This window comes from Halomonas sp. AOP43-A1-21 (assembly GCF_052376775.1).
In the GTDB taxonomy this organism is placed as follows: domain Bacteria; phylum Pseudomonadota; class Gammaproteobacteria; order Pseudomonadales; family Halomonadaceae; genus Vreelandella; species Vreelandella colorata.
The window spans coordinates 207,019-222,552 of record NZ_JBQSWC010000003.1 but is presented as its reverse complement, the minus strand read 5'-3'; the positions used below and the strand labels follow the sequence as shown (position 1 = coordinate 222,552).

Here is a 15,534-nt window from a genome sequence, read left to right as displayed (position 1 = left end):
CTAGGTACCTTTAGTATAAGGCCTAGAGGTGTCTACGAAACCCGGGGCGATTCAAGATTCATAAAAATGCTCGTCTTTGGTAGAAAGTGGCAAGAAAAGATGCCATCCGTATTTTTTATTCCAATACTCTTGGATGTCTCTAAATTTTTGCTTGAATCTGTGCTCAGGGTTTTCCGCATCGTAAAAATTACCCAAAAAACTTCGCTCAAAATTTGTTCTGCTTATTTTTCTCTCATCGGGTACCAAATTAAAGCTTTTCCAATAAATTTGCTCCTTACCGGGTAGGTCCTGACCTAAGTCACCTAAAAATACCGACACATGATTTGGCGAGTTATTATCAAATCTCAATCTCCACGCGCCTGTTCTATAAAGACAGCCATCAGTAATTTGAAAGTCCGAGGAGCTATAGTATTTTTGCATTACTTCTTTTCGAAAAAATACAGGTGTTAGATAGTGAGGCGCATCGGGATTGGCGCCAAAGTAATTAGCTAATTTGTCGGGATTACAAGAAAATGTTTCAGGCTCATCAATATCACCACCAATAATAAAGTCCTGATATTCTTTTTCTTTCTCAAATGGCCAAATACCACACTTTTCCACTGGCTCGCAGCGAATCAGCTTTTTCCCTAAGATCCTACAGAAAGATGTGTATCCGTTTGAATAAGAATCTCCCGAATAGATCGTAAAGGTAAGTGATCTATTATTTTTGTCATCTGAAAATCTAACGCTTTTCTCGTAGTGCCGAGTAAGCTCAAAGTATAGAAGCAGGTTCATTTGGCGCGCCGCCATAAATGAACGCAGGAATCGTCTTCTAATCTTTACTTCACTGCGCCCCACTTTAATCACTTCAACTTCGTCACCGGCTTCGTCAAAGCTAACAAACGAACCGCTATTATTATCATGGTATAAGTTATGAAAAAGGCGAAATTCTTCAAGAATTTCTATGTAATCCTCTTTCCTTCCATGAAAGTCACGAACCAGCACTGGCCTCAAGAAATCATTGTCTGAATTGGTGTAGTAAGTTGTGATTTCTTCGCCATCTAAAAATGACGTACAAAAACCCGGCCCCCCACTACCGATCATCAAGTCCCAGCCAGGCCTTTCCATTGCACGTTCTGTTTTTTCTTTACAAATAAGGGTGCAATACATCCCGCCATCATGATCCGTATTATTAATTGGCTCTCGCTTATAGACGGTAACCCAAGGTTCTTCGCCGTGTTTGTTGGTTAAAAACTCAATGAAGTCTTCAAAAGGATTTTTTGACATATTTAGAATATTCTTTGTTTGCCGATAGGCAGCCTAATGCTGCTGAGCACGCGTTGCTAGGAAATAGAAGCGAAGCCGTAATGCGGTGGTCGTTGCTATGACTGGCCTTGTTATGCTTTTGATCTGATTAGCTCTGCTATTTCAGATGCAATCTCTTCGATCGTGTGGGTAGCAGTACTCCGAGCTACTTTGTCAGCCAGAGATGGACTGAAATCCATAACCTGCTGCTTGGTTATATTGTGCCAGATAGGCAGAAGTATCTGTTCACCGGAGACTGTGCGCGTGACAATTCCATCAAGCTCATAATTAGTCCAGCCTTTGTTAATAAATTCTGGGGATAAAACTACTAGGCCCACACGACTATCTGCCAATCCCTTGTCAATTTTTTGCCTAAGGCTATCACCGATTTGGAGTGTCATTTCATCAAACCAAACATTTAAACCCTCGCCCATTAGCGCATTCGCCAGAGGGCGTACAAAATCATCCTTATCTTCTGACGCATGAGAAATGAAAACGTCATGTGTTTCCCCTCCCGTTTCGGTGGGCGGAGGCACATTATCTCTGACGAGACCTGGAACCTCGCTCAGTGGACGTTCTTGAATTGCCGGCAACACTCCAGGCAAAACACGAACTGATGCTTTGGTGCTTCCTCTTAGCCCCTGCATATCGACAGCCACATGCCAGTGCCCTGATGATGGGATCTGCAGCCTGACAGGGGTTTTCTTCGCTAAACCACCTGTATATCTATGGCGACGTCCGTTCTTATAACTACTAAAGTTGCTGCTATTCATGAGTCGAACATTCGCGCCGCTGGTAAGGGTTACTTCAACTATTTCCCCTCCTTTCCTTTGGCCGAGATCAGTATGAATAAACTGCATTGAAAACTACTCCTTTGTTGGCCAGAGGGGCATAACACCGTGCTCAGCGGCAATTTTGAAGCGCAGCGGAGAAATTGTCCGACAGCAGCACTTTGTTATCTTTTATTACCCGATTCCTTGGCCAAGGCAAATACGCCCAGCATTGAACCAGACAATACTTTCCTCTCATGCAATTCCTCAAATTTATCCGCGGAATATTTACCGCCAGCTGCTATTGCGAAAGGAAGCGCTGCTCCCAAAAATGGAGCTAAAGCTGGAACGATACTCACCGCCAGGCCTCCGCCTGCGATTAAAGCTGATTTCATATGCTTGGCTTGATACTTTCCATTCAATATCTCAACTTCTTTCTGGTGTGCGGATATTAGTGATTCTACGTGTAAGCAAACCTCTGCAGCAGCGTAACCAAGATCATCAATCTTTATTGCAGGGAGGCCAGCAACAAATCCTCTAAGCTCGTTCCGAAAACTAACGTTCTCGTCGCTTTTTCTAAGTTCAATTATCTGATCATCATTGATGTTCGCCAAATAATCCAATCGACTATTTGATAATGCCGATATAGCTGTTAGTAGATTTTGGTCAGAGCCTGCAAACTCAGAGACCCTAGAATTATCCATTTTGCTTAGTAGCGAAAAATAATGTGCCTGAGCAGGAACACACAACAGTGGATTGCTATTCATTTCATTCGAATTTTCAAGCAGGTGGTATTGCGGTTGAATGCGTTCCATTATCCCATTCAGCACAACCCGCCCCTCTGGCGCCTGAGTAAGCATTTTATTAAATTCCGGGGTTCTCCATTGCTCTGCCTCCTCCCTATAGTTACTCAAAGCATGAGCTATTGACTCGCCAATTTCGCCACCAGGCGATATAAATAGGCCTTTTTCCTCTACTCCTGCAAGAAAGTGTCTTTCATCACTGTCTACATAGTCAAAAACGTCTTCAATTTTAATAATTTCACTGTTGACATAATACGAGAAAAAATCCGCTATAAGCTGATTCGTGTCATCCCTAGTTTGCTGGTCATTTTCTTCGAGCGACTTTTCCCAACTAGGGAAAACAAGAAATGGCGGGATATCAAAGTCTTGTGATAAAAGGCTTTTAATGTGAAGTATAAAAAAGGTTGCTTGAATGATATTAATGAATCTAAACCTTTCGTGCTCCCGCTTTACCTCTAGCCAAGGCATTACGGGATCAGGAATCAGCACAACATCAGAGACAAGCATAGTTTTCTTAACAGCATTAAGCTGTGTTTCGAGGAATCTACTACTGCCCCCAAGGTTAATCTTACAGCATTTTATGTTTTTGGCTGATTTAAAACACTCCATGCTTTCTTGCGAATATAATTCTCCAAGTTTTGTCGCCAGTTTCTCAAATGATGTCATACAGGCAGATGACCGCCTTGAGTCATTCTTCAGTGATTCTCCCAACTTACTAATTGCTTCTGAGAATTCTGAGGGAAGGCAAAATTGATCAAAAGACTGTCCAGTAGCACCGACAAAGAACTCCTCTAGTATTTCAAAATACGTTCTTTGATAAATTAACAGTGTATGTAACTCAGAATCTTGCACAGTGCCTTCCTTTTAACAGATAGCGCCCTAGCTCAGCCGCGAATTTGCCGTAGCGAAGCGGAGGCAAAGACGTCGGCTGGACCGCATGATTAGGTCTCTTAGCCATGCACCAGATCTTCCCAGCTAGTGGGTCCAAATGACCCAGTTGGAGTTGCAGGGGTTGCCGGTGTGGCGGGTGTTGCCGGAGTAGCTGGCGTTGCAGGGGTGGCGGGCGTAGCCGGAGTTGCAGGAGTCGCGGGAGTTGCTCCGGGAGAACTGCCACGCAAAAACGCAATTGCCCCAACACGCTTGTCTCTGAAGATGCCATTCATAAAGAAGCCAAGGTGTTTGCTTCTGGGAGAGAACAGCGCGTTGCCTCGAACAAACGCAACAAACTGCATGCGAGTGCTGAAAACGTAGCCACGATCCTGGTTGAGCCAAGCGACCAACTTGCAGTGCTTATCGAAGATTGGTTCCATGATGTTCTCCCTAAAGACCTAGCATAGAATTTAGTGACGGCTGCATAACACTCCTGAACCAGCATGCCGCTTTCGCCGGAATGGCCGCTTTGGGTCGATACCAGCCATTACCCCGCTCCTATCGCCATCTGAGACACAAGCTCATAAACCCGCATATGGCTCTCTTCGATGCACACATTGGGGCTTTTATCATCCAACTGAGGGTGTGCTGTTTTCATCCAGCGCCTTGCTTGGGTTTCGCCCATTGCTTGAACAGCTGCTTCCCAAATGTCTTCTCTGCTGGGTATGTCGATCTTTTCTTTACCAGCATCTCCCATGTGCTGCCATGCCTGTATATCGTCAGGTTCAGGGGCATTGGGGTCACACTGATCGAGCAAGATATTGAGCCGGGATGGTCTGATGGTTGAAGCATTCACCGTGTCTTCGTTTTCTCGCGAAAGGGTCTCTCGTAGCCACGCATTTACAGCGTTGCAGACACGATCATTTTCATTTTTTGGAACCACTGACGCGCTATTGCCAGCCTGTCGGATAAACAGGTGTTCAGGAATAGGGACTGCGCGTCCGCCACGCAGATAAGCCACAATCTCACCGCTCATATCGGGCAGATAGGCGTTATCGCTTTGCAAGCACTCTAGCGCTTGCCGGACTGTTTCTAGCGGTTGCGGGAAGCGATCACGCAGATCAAACGCCCGGTACGCAAAGATGCGTTCTAGCGGATCGTGCTGGGGGGTGTGGTCTGATGGCATCCTGCTTTCCACTGGCAACTTTTGTTATCTAATAAACCTTAGCACTTAATGACTAACTTGGGCATTCTTCTGCTGATTTATTGATGCGTGTCATTACTGCAACTGAGGCAAGTGCCTTGCTGGCCAGTATTCTGTTTGGCGGCGCAAGATCACATTATCCCCAATTATCTTTTTTTGGATAATTGGGGATAATCGTTATTAATTAGTGATTGAATAACTTTTATGATCAGTATAGCGGTTGGGCCTCTCCGGCTAGCATAGTTCCCTTTGTACCCGTATATTGGTTGGGTGAGCTCTGAGACCTGTTAGTAAACGCTTCCCCTCGGAGACATACGAAACGGCGATCACTTTGGTAGCCTCTGGGTGGTCGCTTTTTTTTCCTTTCTTTGCGATGCATGCTTACCGCACAGAGGGCAACTCTTCCCAGCGAGTGGTGTAGCGCGGCGTGCGGTGCTCGAAGCGCAATGCCCAGGCATTTCCTGCCCGAGGCAGCCCTAGCTGTATCGTTCCTCGTCCTAAATCTCGATTGAGCTTGTCGACAGTGGCCATCAGCCGCTCGCTGCGCTTTGCATTGGCCTCCGTTTGCGGTGTTTCCGTCAGTGTCAGTTGGCGGTTAGCTTTGTGGGAGAGGTCGAGATGCATGACGCCCGCTTTATGGTAGGCATAGCCCTTCCGCCAAAGTTGTCTCAGCCCTTGGATGGCCCCATGAATCAGCTCGCGGCTGTCGTCTGTCTGTCGTTCTAGTGTCACCACCACGCGATTACGGTACTGCGGTAAATCTTGTCGAAACGCATTGGTGCGCACAAACACCATCACAGCGCTGGTGACGCTGTGCTGCTTGCGTAGCTTTTCACCTGCGCGGGCGGCGTGCTGACGAAGCGTTTCTCGCAGATCGTGGGGACTATTGGTAAGACTCCCGAACGAGCGGGAGACTATAATCTGTTGTTTGGGCTGGCTCATGTCGCCGTATAACGCATAATTACTCGGCTTAGAGGCGCCACATCAACAAGCTCTGAGTAGAGATTTACCGCTTTTTGTCAGGGTCTTCCCCGAGTTCTTCTGAGGTCGGTATTGCCAACAAATCCGCATGGGCCGTGTCGGGCGTTAGCCCTTCAAGCAGCACCGCCTCCCAGTCTTCGACACCAACGGGCTCAAACGGCTGGTCATAATGAATCACAGATCCTTTGAGTTATTTCATACCATGCCCCAAAAAATAAATAAAAAAATGTTACCTGATAAGATATTGATAATTAAGATATTTTTCTGGGGTCGAAAGTTGTTTCTTTATTTTTGTAGAGCTTCTACTGTTTTATTTTTTGACAAAATTCAGGAAGGTCGCTAAATTTTGCTTACTTCTTTGCGCAGTAGAGCATCTACAAAAAAGAAGTGCGGCAGGTTGCCCCCTGCCGCAAAACTTACACACTCAAATCCGATAAGAGGTATTAAGCAATGAAAGTATATCAAATTGACTACGATTTGCGTAACGAGCGCAATTATGCGGCTCTCTACGATCGCATCCGAACCTACCAGCACTGCCGCCCATTGGAATCAACATGGATCATCAGCACGCAACAAACTGCTGTTCAAGTCCGTGATAACCTTAAGGGTGCAATAGACGCCGATGACGGTCTTCTAGTTACCAGTCTAACTGGGGAAGCCGCTGGGTTTAATGTCAAGCAGGCGCAAGATCTGAGGAATCTTTTACGAAGCAAGTCGTGAACTCTTGGCGCCATGGACGGCGCCTAATCTGAGAATAATGTCATGCAAACTGCTTACCTTGATGAAATTGCAGAGATCCGAACTGGTTATTCCTTCCGAAAAGCTGCACAACCAAATACATCGTCTGGCTTACTAGGACTTCAAATTAGCGATTTACGCGGTATGACAGTGGTAGATCCCTCCCGGTTAGCGTTCATTGAATGGCCAGGGCGAGGAAGCCCGCCCGTGCTACAGCAGGGTGATGTGGTTATTGCGGCGAAAGGGAGCGAGAACTATGCCTCGGTTTTTTTAGGCAAAGACCAAAATATAGTCCCATCCAGTCAACTGCTCATCTTGTCGGCAATAGATATCGAACGGTTGTCACCAGCATTTCTATGTTGGCTTCTCAATTACCCAGAGACGCAGCATAAGCTCTCTGAGCTGCAGGCCGGTACTAAGATCTACTCCATGAGTAAAAAAGCGTTACAACAGCTTAAAGTACCTATTCCAGACCTTGACGCCCAAGAGAAGATCCTTCATTTATCCCAACTATTTGAAGAAGAGCAACGTCTTACACAGGCTCTCCTTAACAACCGCGAAGCCATGGTGTACGGGCTAAGCAAAAAACTACTTTATGGAAAATAATATGAACGACAATATTCAGCAGGAACAGATCAATAAGGCGGTCTGGAATGCCTGCGACACCTTCCGGGGCACGGTCGACCCTAGCATCTACAAAGATTACGTGCTGACGATGTTATTCGTAAAGTACCTTTCGGACGTGTATCAGGATCACTACGACAACTACGTGGCCGAATATGGCGATACCCCGGAGCTAATCGAAGAGCTGATGAAGAATGAGCGCTTCGTGCTGCCTAAGGATTCCGGCTTTTACTCCCTGCATGACCAGCGGCATGAACCTGGCAACGGCGAGCGTATCGACAAGGCCCTGCACGCCATTGAAGAGGCCAACATCGTCAAGCTGGCCGATGTGTTCCAAGACATCAGTTTCAACTCCAACAAGCTGGGCGATGAGAAGCAGAAGAACGAGCTTCTGCGCCACATCCTGGAAGACTTTGCCCGCCCGGAGCTCAATCTAAGCCCGAGTCGTATTGGTAAGCTGGATGTGATCGGCAACGCCTACGAATACCTGATCAAGAACTTCGCGGCCACCTCCGGTAAGAAAGCCGGTGAGTTCTATACCCCGCCGGAAGTCTCCGAACTGATGGCTGAGATCGTCGAGCCGAAGGAAGGCGATGAGATTTGCGATCCGGCCTGTGGTTCTGCATCACTGCTGCTGAAATGTACGAACCAGATCCGTAAAAGTGCCGATGGCTCCAAGAACTTCGCGCTGTTCGGTCAAGAAGCCATCGGCAGCACCTGGGCCTTGGCGAAGATGAACATGTTTCTGCACGGCATCGACAACCACAAGCTGGAATGGGGCGACACCATCCGCAACCCTAAACTGCTGGATGAAAACGGTGGCCTGAAGCACTTCGATATCGTGGTAGCCAATCCGCCGTTCTCACTGGAGAAGTGGGGCTTTGAGGGCGCAGACAGCGATCCCTATAGTCGCTTCCGGCGCGGAGTGCCGCCCAAGACCAAGGGTGATTACGCCTTCATTCTGCACATGATCGAGACGATGAAGCCCAAGACGGGCCGCATGGCGGTAGTTGTGCCCCACGGCGTTCTGTTCCGTGGCTCTAGCGAAGGCAGAATTCGCCAGAAGCTGATCGAAGAAAACCTGCTGGATGCCGTCATCGGCCTGCCCGAGAAACTGTTCTACGGTACCGGCATCCCGGCGGCGGTTCTGGTGTTCCGTAAGGACAAGACCGATAACAAGGTGCTGTTCATCGACACCAGCCGCGAGTTCAAGGCCGGTAAGAACCAGAACCAGCTCTCCGATGAAAACATCGCCAAAGTAGTCGACACCTACAAGCAGCGCGACACCCTAGACAAGTATTCGTATCTGGCCACCCTGGCAGAAATTCAGGAGAACGATTTCAACCTCAACATCCCCCGCTACGTGGATACCTTCGAAGAAGAAGAAGAGATCGACCTGATGGCCGTGCAAGCGGAGCGGAAGGAGATCGAAGCCGAAATTGCGAAACTGAATAACCAGATGGACGGCTATCTGAAGGAGTTGGGTTATGCCAACTGAGAGACGCCATACCGAACTGGAATTAATGCAAGCTCGTGTCGAGTTTGTTCCGGATGGTTGGGGGTTTTGCGGCATCCGCGAAGCCTTCGTGATACGGAACAATCTTCGCAGGCCTATAAGTGAAGAAGAACGGGCCAAAAATCCCGGCCCATATCCCTACTTTGGCCCGACGAAAATCCAAGGCTATATCGGCACCTATGAACAGGATGGAAAATATGCCTTGATTGGGGAAGATGGTGACCATTTTCTCAAATACCGGACTCAACCGATGACGCAGTTGGTTGAGGGTAAATGTACGGTGAACAACCACGCTCACATCATCGAAGGCAGTGACATTGCCTCCCGTGAATGGTTTTACCATTACTTTATGCACCGGGATATTTTCAGCTTCTTATCTAGGCAAGGGGCAGGACGTTACAAGCTCAACAAAGCTTCCCTAGAGAAAATTCCTGTACTCATCCCACCTCTACTGGAACAAAAAAAGATCGCCCAGATCCTTTCCACCTGGGATCAAGCCATTGCCGCCACCGAGCGCCTGCTTGAGAACAGCCAGCAGCGAAAGAAAGTGTTGATGCAGCAGTTGCTGACCGGGAAGAAGCGCTTGCCGGGGTTTGAGGGGGAGTGGCAAACGCTACTCTTGGGACACGCATTCGAAAAAGTGAGTAATGGCGTTACTTATGATGCAACTAATAAAGAGGGTTTGCCGGTTACACGAATCGAAACTATTTCAACTGGAAAAGTCAATTTTAATAAAGTTGGCTGGGCGCCGGATACCGAAAATACCCGAAGATTTATATTAAAGAGAGGTGACATCTTATATAGCCACATCAATAGTCTCGAACACATCGGTAGAGTCGCTTACTACAATGATGAAAAGCCTCTTTATCACGGTATGAACCTGCTTCTTTTGAGGATAAACAAAGGATATTGCAGCAAGTTTTTCTTTCATCTATTGAATTCTCCTATAGGCAAAAAATATTCTAAAAATTACGCAAAAAGTGCAGTAAACCAAGCTAGCATTTCGACCACAGATATTAAAACCTTTAAAGTTAATGTTCCGCCTTTAGAAGAGCAGCAGGCGATAGCCATTACTTTGTCCAAAGCAGATCAGGAGATTACGGCTTTAGAAAAGAAGATTTCCTCGTTAAAAGTAGAAAAGAAAGCACTGATGCAGCAACTCCTGACCGGCAAACGTCGGATGAAAGTGGACACGGAGGCCGCATGAACACCACCCCTCAAGTGAACGAACAGCATGCCAGCCACATTCCCGCCCTGGCGACACTGATCAACCTTGGCTGGACGTTTTTGCCGGCCACAGAGTGTCAGGCGCTACGAGGTAGCCAGCGGGATGTGGTGATGAAGCCGGTATTAGAGCGCGTATTACGCCAGCGCCGGTTCACGTTTAAGGGCGAATCATACCCTCTGTCTGACCAGGCCATTGACCAGGTGATCCGAGAGATCACGACGCCCTCCATGGCTCAAGGCTTGATGGACGCCAACCAGTCCGTGTACGACATGTTGACGCTGGGCATTACAGTCACCGAGTTCGTGGGCGGCAAAAAGGCCCAGCCAACGATTCACTTGATCGATTGGGAGCACCTAGATAACAACGAATTCCACATCACCGAAGAGATGGAGGTGCTTTCCACCCAGGGTACTCATACCCGCAGGCCCGATGTGGTGGCGTTCGTGAACGGTATTCCTTTGGCAGTGATAGAGGCTAAGCGTGCCGCCTCTGGCAACCCCAACAAGAACATGGTGGAGGAAGGCATCAGCCAGAACCTCCGCAACCAGAAAAACGATGAAATCCCTTACCTGTACGCGTTCGCTCAGTTGTTGCTAGCCATCAGCAGTAACGGTGGCCGATACGGTACGACCCATACTCCGGCCAAGTTCTGGTCGACGTGGCAAGATGAAGAGTTCGATGATCAATATGTTCAGGGCATCAAGAACCAGCCCTTGTCGCCATCAATTAAGGACGCGCTGTTCCAGGGCAAGCCCCCGAAGATTCGGGCTTACTTTGAACAGCTATGGTCAAAACACGTTACGCCGACCGAACAAGATCGGCTTTTAGTAGGCTTGCTGGATAAGTACCGGTTTCTGGAGTTTCTCCGGTTATTCATCCTTTTCGACCGCAAAGTAGGCAAGATTGCGGCCCGTTACCCCCAGGCCTTCGGCATCAAGGCACTGTTGGAACGCATCTCCGGCTTTAAGCCCAGCGGCGAGCGCCGGGGTGGCGTGCTGTGGCACACCACCGGCTCTGGTAAGTCGTTCACCATGGTGTACCTATGTCGCGCGCTACTGCTTAGTGACGCGCTAAAGAGTTGCCGGGTCATCGTCGTCACGGATCGGGTGGATCTTGAAAAGCAGCTATCCAAGACCTTCCTAACCGGTGGGGCTTTTGGCAGTGACATCGCTGGTAAAAAAAGCGGTGACTCCCTTGCCAAAACGCGTTCCGGCAAGGAGTTGGCCAAACGCATAGGCCAAGGCAATGAGCGGATTATATTCACCATCATCAACAAATTTGCTTCCGCCGCTAAGCAACCAGAGTGCTATAACCCATCGGAAAATATCATTGTCGTTGTGGATGAAGGCCACCGCAGCCAGGGGGGTGAAAACCACCAGCGGATGCGCCAAGCCCTGCCCAATGCGTCGTTTATTGCCTTTACCGGCACGCCGCTACTGAAGAACGAGAAAAGCGAAACCGCCGAGAAGTTCGGGGCCATCATTCACGCCTACACCATGAAGCGGGCGGTAGAGGACGGCACCATTACGCCGCTGCTGTACGAAGAGCGTAAACCGCTGCTCGATGTGAACCAGAAGGCGGTCGATAGCTGGTTTGATAAGGTGACCGCCGCACTGTCAGATGACCAGAAGGCCGATCTCAAGCGCAAGTATGCCAAGCAAGGCCAGATTTATACCGCGCAGGATCGTATCAAGCTCAACGCGTTTGATATCAGCGTGCATTTCAGCGAGAACTTCAAAAAAGCAGGACTAGAGCTTAAGGGACAGCTGGCTACCGATAGCAAACTCAGCGCGATTCGCTACAAGCAGGAACTTGATAGCGCAGGCATGGTGACCAGTGCCATCGTGATTTCGCCGCCGGATACCCGCGAAGGCCATACCGATGTGGATGAAACCAATCTGCCGTTAGTGCAAGCGTGGTGGAAGCAGAACGTTACGGGCGACCCTCAGGACTACGAGAAAGCCACGATAGAGAATTTCGGCACCGATGGCCCACCAGACATCCTGATCGTTGTTGATAAGCTCCTGACAGGCTTTGATGAGCCTCGTAACGCCGTTCTCTATATCGATAAGCAGCTGAAAGGCCACAACCTGATCCAGGCCATCGCTCGCGTCAACCGACTGCATCCCCAGAAGCCCTTTGGTTATCTGATCGATTACCGAGGCATCCTCAGAGAGTTGGATACCGCCATTAAGGATTACCAAAACTTTGAGGAACAGACTCAGGGCGGCTTTGCGATTGAGGATATTGAAGGCTTGTATGCCAACGTCGACACCGAGTACAAGAAGCTGCCAAGGTTGCACGATCGGCTTTTGAGCTTCTTCGGGCATATTGATAACCGCCTGGACCCTGAACCCTATCGTCAGGTGTTCATGCCTAAATATGAAGCCGATGAGGACGGTGTAGAGGTGGATGTGCGTCAGGCACTGCGGGAGGATTTCTATGAGGCCGTCACCCACTTCGGGATGTGTTTAAAAACGGCGCTTTCCACGCAAAGCTTCTTTGATGATAAGGCGTTCACCGAGGCAGATATTCGCCGATACAAAGCCGATTTGAAGTGGTTTGCAGACCTGCGTAAGACCGTGCGGATGGATGCCCAGGAAACCGTCGACTATTCAGCCTACGAAGGTCAGATCCGAGATCTTATTGATCGATATGTCACCGGTGTCCATGTTGCCCCCGGCGATGAACCCGTGCTTATCGACCCCGTAGAGAGCAACCCGGATAACTGGAGCGACGAGAAGACCAAAAACGAAACCGACAAGATCAAGACGCGTACCAAGAAGACCATCGAGGAGAAGCTAGGCGACGACCCCTACGCCAAGAAGGTGTTCTCAGCGTTGCTGAAGGAAGCCATCGAAAAAGCTGAATCCATGTTCGACTACAAGGCGCAGTTCAAGCTTTTTAGCGACCTGGAAGCCAAGGTTGAAGGGCGAGAAGTGCCTGACCTACCGCTAGAGGCGTTTAGCGGAAACAAACATGCCCAGGCCTACTACGGCACGTTTAAGCTCGTGCTGGGTGATGACTTCGTTGTGTTGGAAAAAGACAAGGGCGAGCAACTAATTGAAGAGGCCTTTGGGATCGACACGGTGGTGAATCGCGCCGTGGCAGAAAACTCACTGAACCCCGTGGGCATCGAGCAAGATGTACGGAAACACTTGCTCCCAAAGCTGTTCTCACTGGTAGGCTTGGATAAAGCCAAAACGATCCTGGATGAAGTGGTGCAGATTCTGCGTAACGGAGTAGCAAAGTGATGACCGCTTTGGATGCCACGCAGGACGAACAACCACGCGTGTATCAAACGCGCTACGGTGAGCGAACGTTCAGCTACCACCTGTGCTATCTGCCCGAACATAAAAAAGCCACGATACGGGTGCATGTTCATCCTAATGGCATGGTGCAGGTGGATGCGCCCGAATCGGCACAGCTGCCCGAGATTAAAGCAGCAGTGCAGCGTCGGGCGCGATGGATACTCAAGCACTTGAATGACATTGAGGAACGCAACCGCTATGTGCAGCCAAGAGCATGGGTAAGCGGCGAAAGCATGCTTTATCTAGGGCGCAGGTACGTACTCAAGGTGATCAATGATCCAAGCCAGCGGAAGGTCGCCTGCAAGCTCATAGGCGGTCAGCTGCGGGTGCAAGGTAAAGAGCTGACCACTGAACGTATACAAAAGGCAGTGCGCCAGTGGTACCGCGACAGAGCAGTGGATGTGTTTCAGCGCCGCCTGAATATGATGGTCGAGACGTTGCCATGGGCAAAAACAGTTCCCGATTGGCGCATGATCGAAATGCAAACCCAATGGGGCAGCTGCTCACCCGAAGGCGCGGTACTACTAAACCCGCAACTGATCAAAGCCAACACGCGAGCGATCGACTACGTGCTCCTTCATGAGTTGTGCCACCTGGTAGAACATAACCACAGCCCCCGCTTCTACGCGCTGTTGGATAGGTTTATGCCGGAATGGCGGTCTATTAAGGAGCAGCTGGATGGGCAGGCGGAGGTGATTTTGGTTGGGGTTTGAAGTGCAAGCATTGAAAAATAGGAGTTTCTCTTCATTTCTTCGCTAAAAGTTGTCCTAGATAGCTCAGTCTTTGATGGGAAAAGCTCGGGCTTTGAGTAATCTTGGCTAAGACACGAGCCGACCCAACGATATGCACCTCCGACTCAGCACGGGTAATCGCGGTATAAAGCCATGCTCTATTCACTATTCTCCCAGGCCTAAAGGCAAGGCGGTCTCAATGACCAAGTGCAACACCTAACCTATCAGGTAGGGTATTGCCATGACTCACTATCACCATCTTTCCCCCGAAGAACGTGCTGCCATCATGTTGATGCAGGCAAAGCACTCGTTGCGCGACATTGCTCGCCATCTTGGTCGCTCTGTGAGCACCGTATCGCGTGAGATATCACGTCACGCGATCAATGCTCAATACGGGTATGACGCCAGCCTTGCTGGGTTCCGAGCTAACCTAACCCGACGACGAGCCCGCCGCACAGCAAAGCTGCACCCGGATAGCCAGTTGTTCGAGCTAGTGACCTACTTGCTGCGCAAGTACTGGTCACCACGCCAAATCGCCCTCACACTGAAACGCATGTATCCCCATGACCCAAAACGCCAAGTCTCGCATGAGACTATCTACAAAGCGCTTTATGTGATGCCTCGTGGCTCGCTTAAGAAAGAACTCATCGCTTGCCTACGCCAGGGAAACGGTAAGCGACGTCCCCGCCGTCGAGGTAATGACAGACGCCAACAAATTCCAGAGCTTGTGAGTATTCACATGCGCCCACCGGACATTGAGGATCGTCTCATGCCTGGCCATTGGGAGGGCGATCTCATCATGGGGGCCAACAATCGTTCTGCCGTCGGCACGTTAGTGGAGCGCACGACCCGACTCGTCATACTGGTCAAGCTGGATGGCACGACCGCGACAGCCGCGGCGGTAGGCTTTAGCGACAAACTGAACGAAGTACCGAGGGCTCTGCGTCTGTCCATGACGTACGATCAAGGACGCGAAATGGTAAAGCATGCGGAGATTACGCAGCGCACGGGAACCGCTATCTATTTTGCTGATCCGCATAGCCCTTGGCAGCGCGGCTCTAATGAGAATACCAACGGCCTTCTGCGCCAATACTTACCGAAAGGCACCGATTTATCGGTGTATACTCAAGAGGAACTGGACGTCATTGCTGACTCCTTGAATACCCGGCCAAGAGAAACGCTTAATGCTCTTACACCTTTAGAAGTTTACGCTGACGTGCTGAAGAAAGCAGTGCCCGGCACTCAGGCCTTACAATAGTGTTGTGCTTGGAACTTGAGACCTCCCTGTCGCGAAAGCCTGTGAACTCTTGCCACACAAACTCAGTGGTTTCTAATGCGTTGATCCGGGCATAGAATGGGTTGCACTGAACGTTATCCACTTTATTTTATCAGCGAGGATTAGCGTACAATACTCAGAAACTGGGCTTGTGATTTGAATTTATGATTAAAATTATATTGATTTGCGCGAGTGTCG

Annotated in this window: 14 protein-coding genes; 7 read left to right on the top strand and 7 right to left on the bottom strand. The window is 49.4% G+C overall.

The genetic code is table 11. The features are described 5' to 3' along the window. Nucleotides 1–51 precede the first annotated feature (51 nt). The 7 genes from ACT3R7_RS03370 to ACT3R7_RS03340 form a co-directional block, all read right to left on the bottom strand. Complete coding sequence (locus ACT3R7_RS03370) at nucleotides 52–1,266, bottom strand: hypothetical protein (protein WP_496198826.1); 1,215 nt, start codon at nucleotides 1,264–1,266, stop codon at nucleotides 52–54. 110 nt (nucleotides 1,267–1,376) lie between these two features. Further along, nucleotides 1,377–2,144 (bottom strand): DUF1883 domain-containing protein, encoded by a 768-nt coding sequence (locus ACT3R7_RS03365; RefSeq protein WP_496198825.1) that lies wholly within the window; start codon nucleotides 2,142–2,144, stop codon nucleotides 1,377–1,379. A gap of 95 nt (nucleotides 2,145–2,239) precedes the next feature. Continuing rightward, nucleotides 2,240–3,709 carry a hypothetical protein gene (locus ACT3R7_RS03360; RefSeq protein ID WP_496198824.1) on the bottom strand — a complete coding sequence of 490 codons (1,470 nt, stop codon included), beginning with the start codon at nucleotides 3,707–3,709 and terminating at the stop codon, nucleotides 2,240–2,242. A gap of 98 nt (nucleotides 3,710–3,807) precedes the next feature. Beyond that, the gene (locus tag ACT3R7_RS03355; protein ID WP_496198823.1) at nucleotides 3,808–4,167 is read right to left on the bottom strand and encodes a 4-fold beta flower protein; all 360 of its coding nucleotides are present in this window, start codon (nucleotides 4,165–4,167) and stop codon (nucleotides 3,808–3,810) included. 107 nt (nucleotides 4,168–4,274) lie between these two features. Further along, nucleotides 4,275–4,913 carry a hypothetical protein gene (locus ACT3R7_RS03350; RefSeq protein ID WP_496198822.1) on the bottom strand — a complete coding sequence of 213 codons (639 nt, stop codon included), beginning with the start codon at nucleotides 4,911–4,913 and terminating at the stop codon, nucleotides 4,275–4,277. A gap of 399 nt (nucleotides 4,914–5,312) precedes the next feature. Next, complete coding sequence (locus ACT3R7_RS03345; protein ID WP_496198821.1) at nucleotides 5,313–5,873, bottom strand: DinB/UmuC family translesion DNA polymerase; 561 nt, start codon at nucleotides 5,871–5,873, stop codon at nucleotides 5,313–5,315. Nucleotides 5,874–5,937: 64 nt separating this feature from the next. Beyond that, nucleotides 5,938–6,090, bottom strand: a complete 153-nt coding sequence (locus tag ACT3R7_RS03340; protein ID WP_496198820.1) for a hypothetical protein — start codon at nucleotides 6,088–6,090, stop codon at nucleotides 5,938–5,940. A gap of 272 nt (nucleotides 6,091–6,362) precedes the next feature. Here ACT3R7_RS03340 and ACT3R7_RS03335 point away from each other — a divergent pair, with 272 nt between their 5' ends. From ACT3R7_RS03335 to ACT3R7_RS03305, 7 genes are all read left to right on the top strand, one after another. Next, nucleotides 6,363–6,632, top strand: coding sequence for a hypothetical protein (locus ACT3R7_RS03335; protein ID WP_496198819.1), 270 nt, complete (start codon nucleotides 6,363–6,365; stop codon nucleotides 6,630–6,632). Between the two features lie 42 nt (nucleotides 6,633–6,674). After that, complete coding sequence (locus ACT3R7_RS03330) at nucleotides 6,675–7,256, top strand: restriction endonuclease subunit S (RefSeq protein ID WP_496198818.1); 582 nt, start codon at nucleotides 6,675–6,677, stop codon at nucleotides 7,254–7,256. Nucleotide 7,257: 1 nt separating this feature from the next. Further along, nucleotides 7,258–8,772, top strand: a complete 1,515-nt coding sequence (locus ACT3R7_RS03325; protein WP_496198817.1) for a type I restriction-modification system subunit M — start codon at nucleotides 7,258–7,260, stop codon at nucleotides 8,770–8,772. Further along, nucleotides 8,762–9,997: a restriction endonuclease subunit S gene (locus ACT3R7_RS03320; RefSeq protein WP_496198816.1), complete on the top strand. Its 1,236-nt coding sequence runs from the start codon at nucleotides 8,762–8,764 to the stop codon at nucleotides 9,995–9,997. The genes ACT3R7_RS03325 and ACT3R7_RS03320 overlap by 11 nt, the downstream gene beginning before the upstream one ends. After that, entirely contained in the window at nucleotides 9,994–13,272 is a 3,279-nt protein-coding gene (locus ACT3R7_RS03315; RefSeq protein ID WP_496198815.1) for a type I restriction endonuclease subunit R, read from the top strand. Before ACT3R7_RS03320 ends, ACT3R7_RS03315 begins: the two co-directional genes overlap by 4 nt. Continuing rightward, the gene (locus ACT3R7_RS03310; protein ID WP_496198814.1) at nucleotides 13,272–14,042 is read left to right on the top strand and encodes a M48 family metallopeptidase; all 771 of its coding nucleotides are present in this window, start codon (nucleotides 13,272–13,274) and stop codon (nucleotides 14,040–14,042) included. Before ACT3R7_RS03315 ends, ACT3R7_RS03310 begins: the two co-directional genes overlap by 1 nt. 259 nt (nucleotides 14,043–14,301) lie before the next feature. Further along, nucleotides 14,302–15,318 carry an IS30 family transposase gene (locus ACT3R7_RS03305; protein ID WP_496198813.1) on the top strand — a complete coding sequence of 339 codons (1,017 nt, stop codon included), beginning with the start codon at nucleotides 14,302–14,304 and terminating at the stop codon, nucleotides 15,316–15,318. The last annotated feature ends 216 nt before the right edge of the window (nucleotides 15,319–15,534 follow it).

What these genes read in the sequence shown, in the direction of transcription:
- ACT3R7_RS03335 (WP_496198819.1), top strand. Translation starts at nt 6,363, where the DNA reads ATGAAAGTATATCAAATTGACTACGATTTGCGTAACGAGCGCAATTAT.
- ACT3R7_RS03305 (WP_496198813.1), top strand. Translation starts at nt 14,302, where the DNA reads ATGACTCACTATCACCATCTTTCCCCCGAAGAACGTGCTGCCATCATG.
- ACT3R7_RS03315 (WP_496198815.1), top strand. Translation starts at nt 9,994, where the DNA reads ATGAACACCACCCCTCAAGTGAACGAACAGCATGCCAGCCACATTCCC.
- ACT3R7_RS03310 (WP_496198814.1), top strand. Translation starts at nt 13,272, where the DNA reads ATGACCGCTTTGGATGCCACGCAGGACGAACAACCACGCGTGTATCAA.
- ACT3R7_RS03350 (WP_496198822.1), bottom strand. Translation starts at nt 4,913, where the DNA reads ATGCCATCAGACCACACCCCCCAGCACGATCCGCTAGAACGCATCTTT.
- ACT3R7_RS03325 (WP_496198817.1), top strand. Translation starts at nt 7,258, where the DNA reads ATGAACGACAATATTCAGCAGGAACAGATCAATAAGGCGGTCTGGAAT.
- ACT3R7_RS03320 (WP_496198816.1), top strand. Translation starts at nt 8,762, where the DNA reads ATGCCAACTGAGAGACGCCATACCGAACTGGAATTAATGCAAGCTCGT.
- ACT3R7_RS03365 (WP_496198825.1), bottom strand. Translation starts at nt 2,144, where the DNA reads ATGCAGTTTATTCATACTGATCTCGGCCAAAGGAAAGGAGGGGAAATA.
- ACT3R7_RS03345 (WP_496198821.1), bottom strand. Translation starts at nt 5,873, where the DNA reads ATGAGCCAGCCCAAACAACAGATTATAGTCTCCCGCTCGTTCGGGAGT.
- ACT3R7_RS03330 (WP_496198818.1), top strand. Translation starts at nt 6,675, where the DNA reads ATGCAAACTGCTTACCTTGATGAAATTGCAGAGATCCGAACTGGTTAT.
- ACT3R7_RS03355 (WP_496198823.1), bottom strand. Translation starts at nt 4,167, where the DNA reads ATGGAACCAATCTTCGATAAGCACTGCAAGTTGGTCGCTTGGCTCAAC.
- ACT3R7_RS03370 (WP_496198826.1), bottom strand. Translation starts at nt 1,266, where the DNA reads ATGTCAAAAAATCCTTTTGAAGACTTCATTGAGTTTTTAACCAACAAA.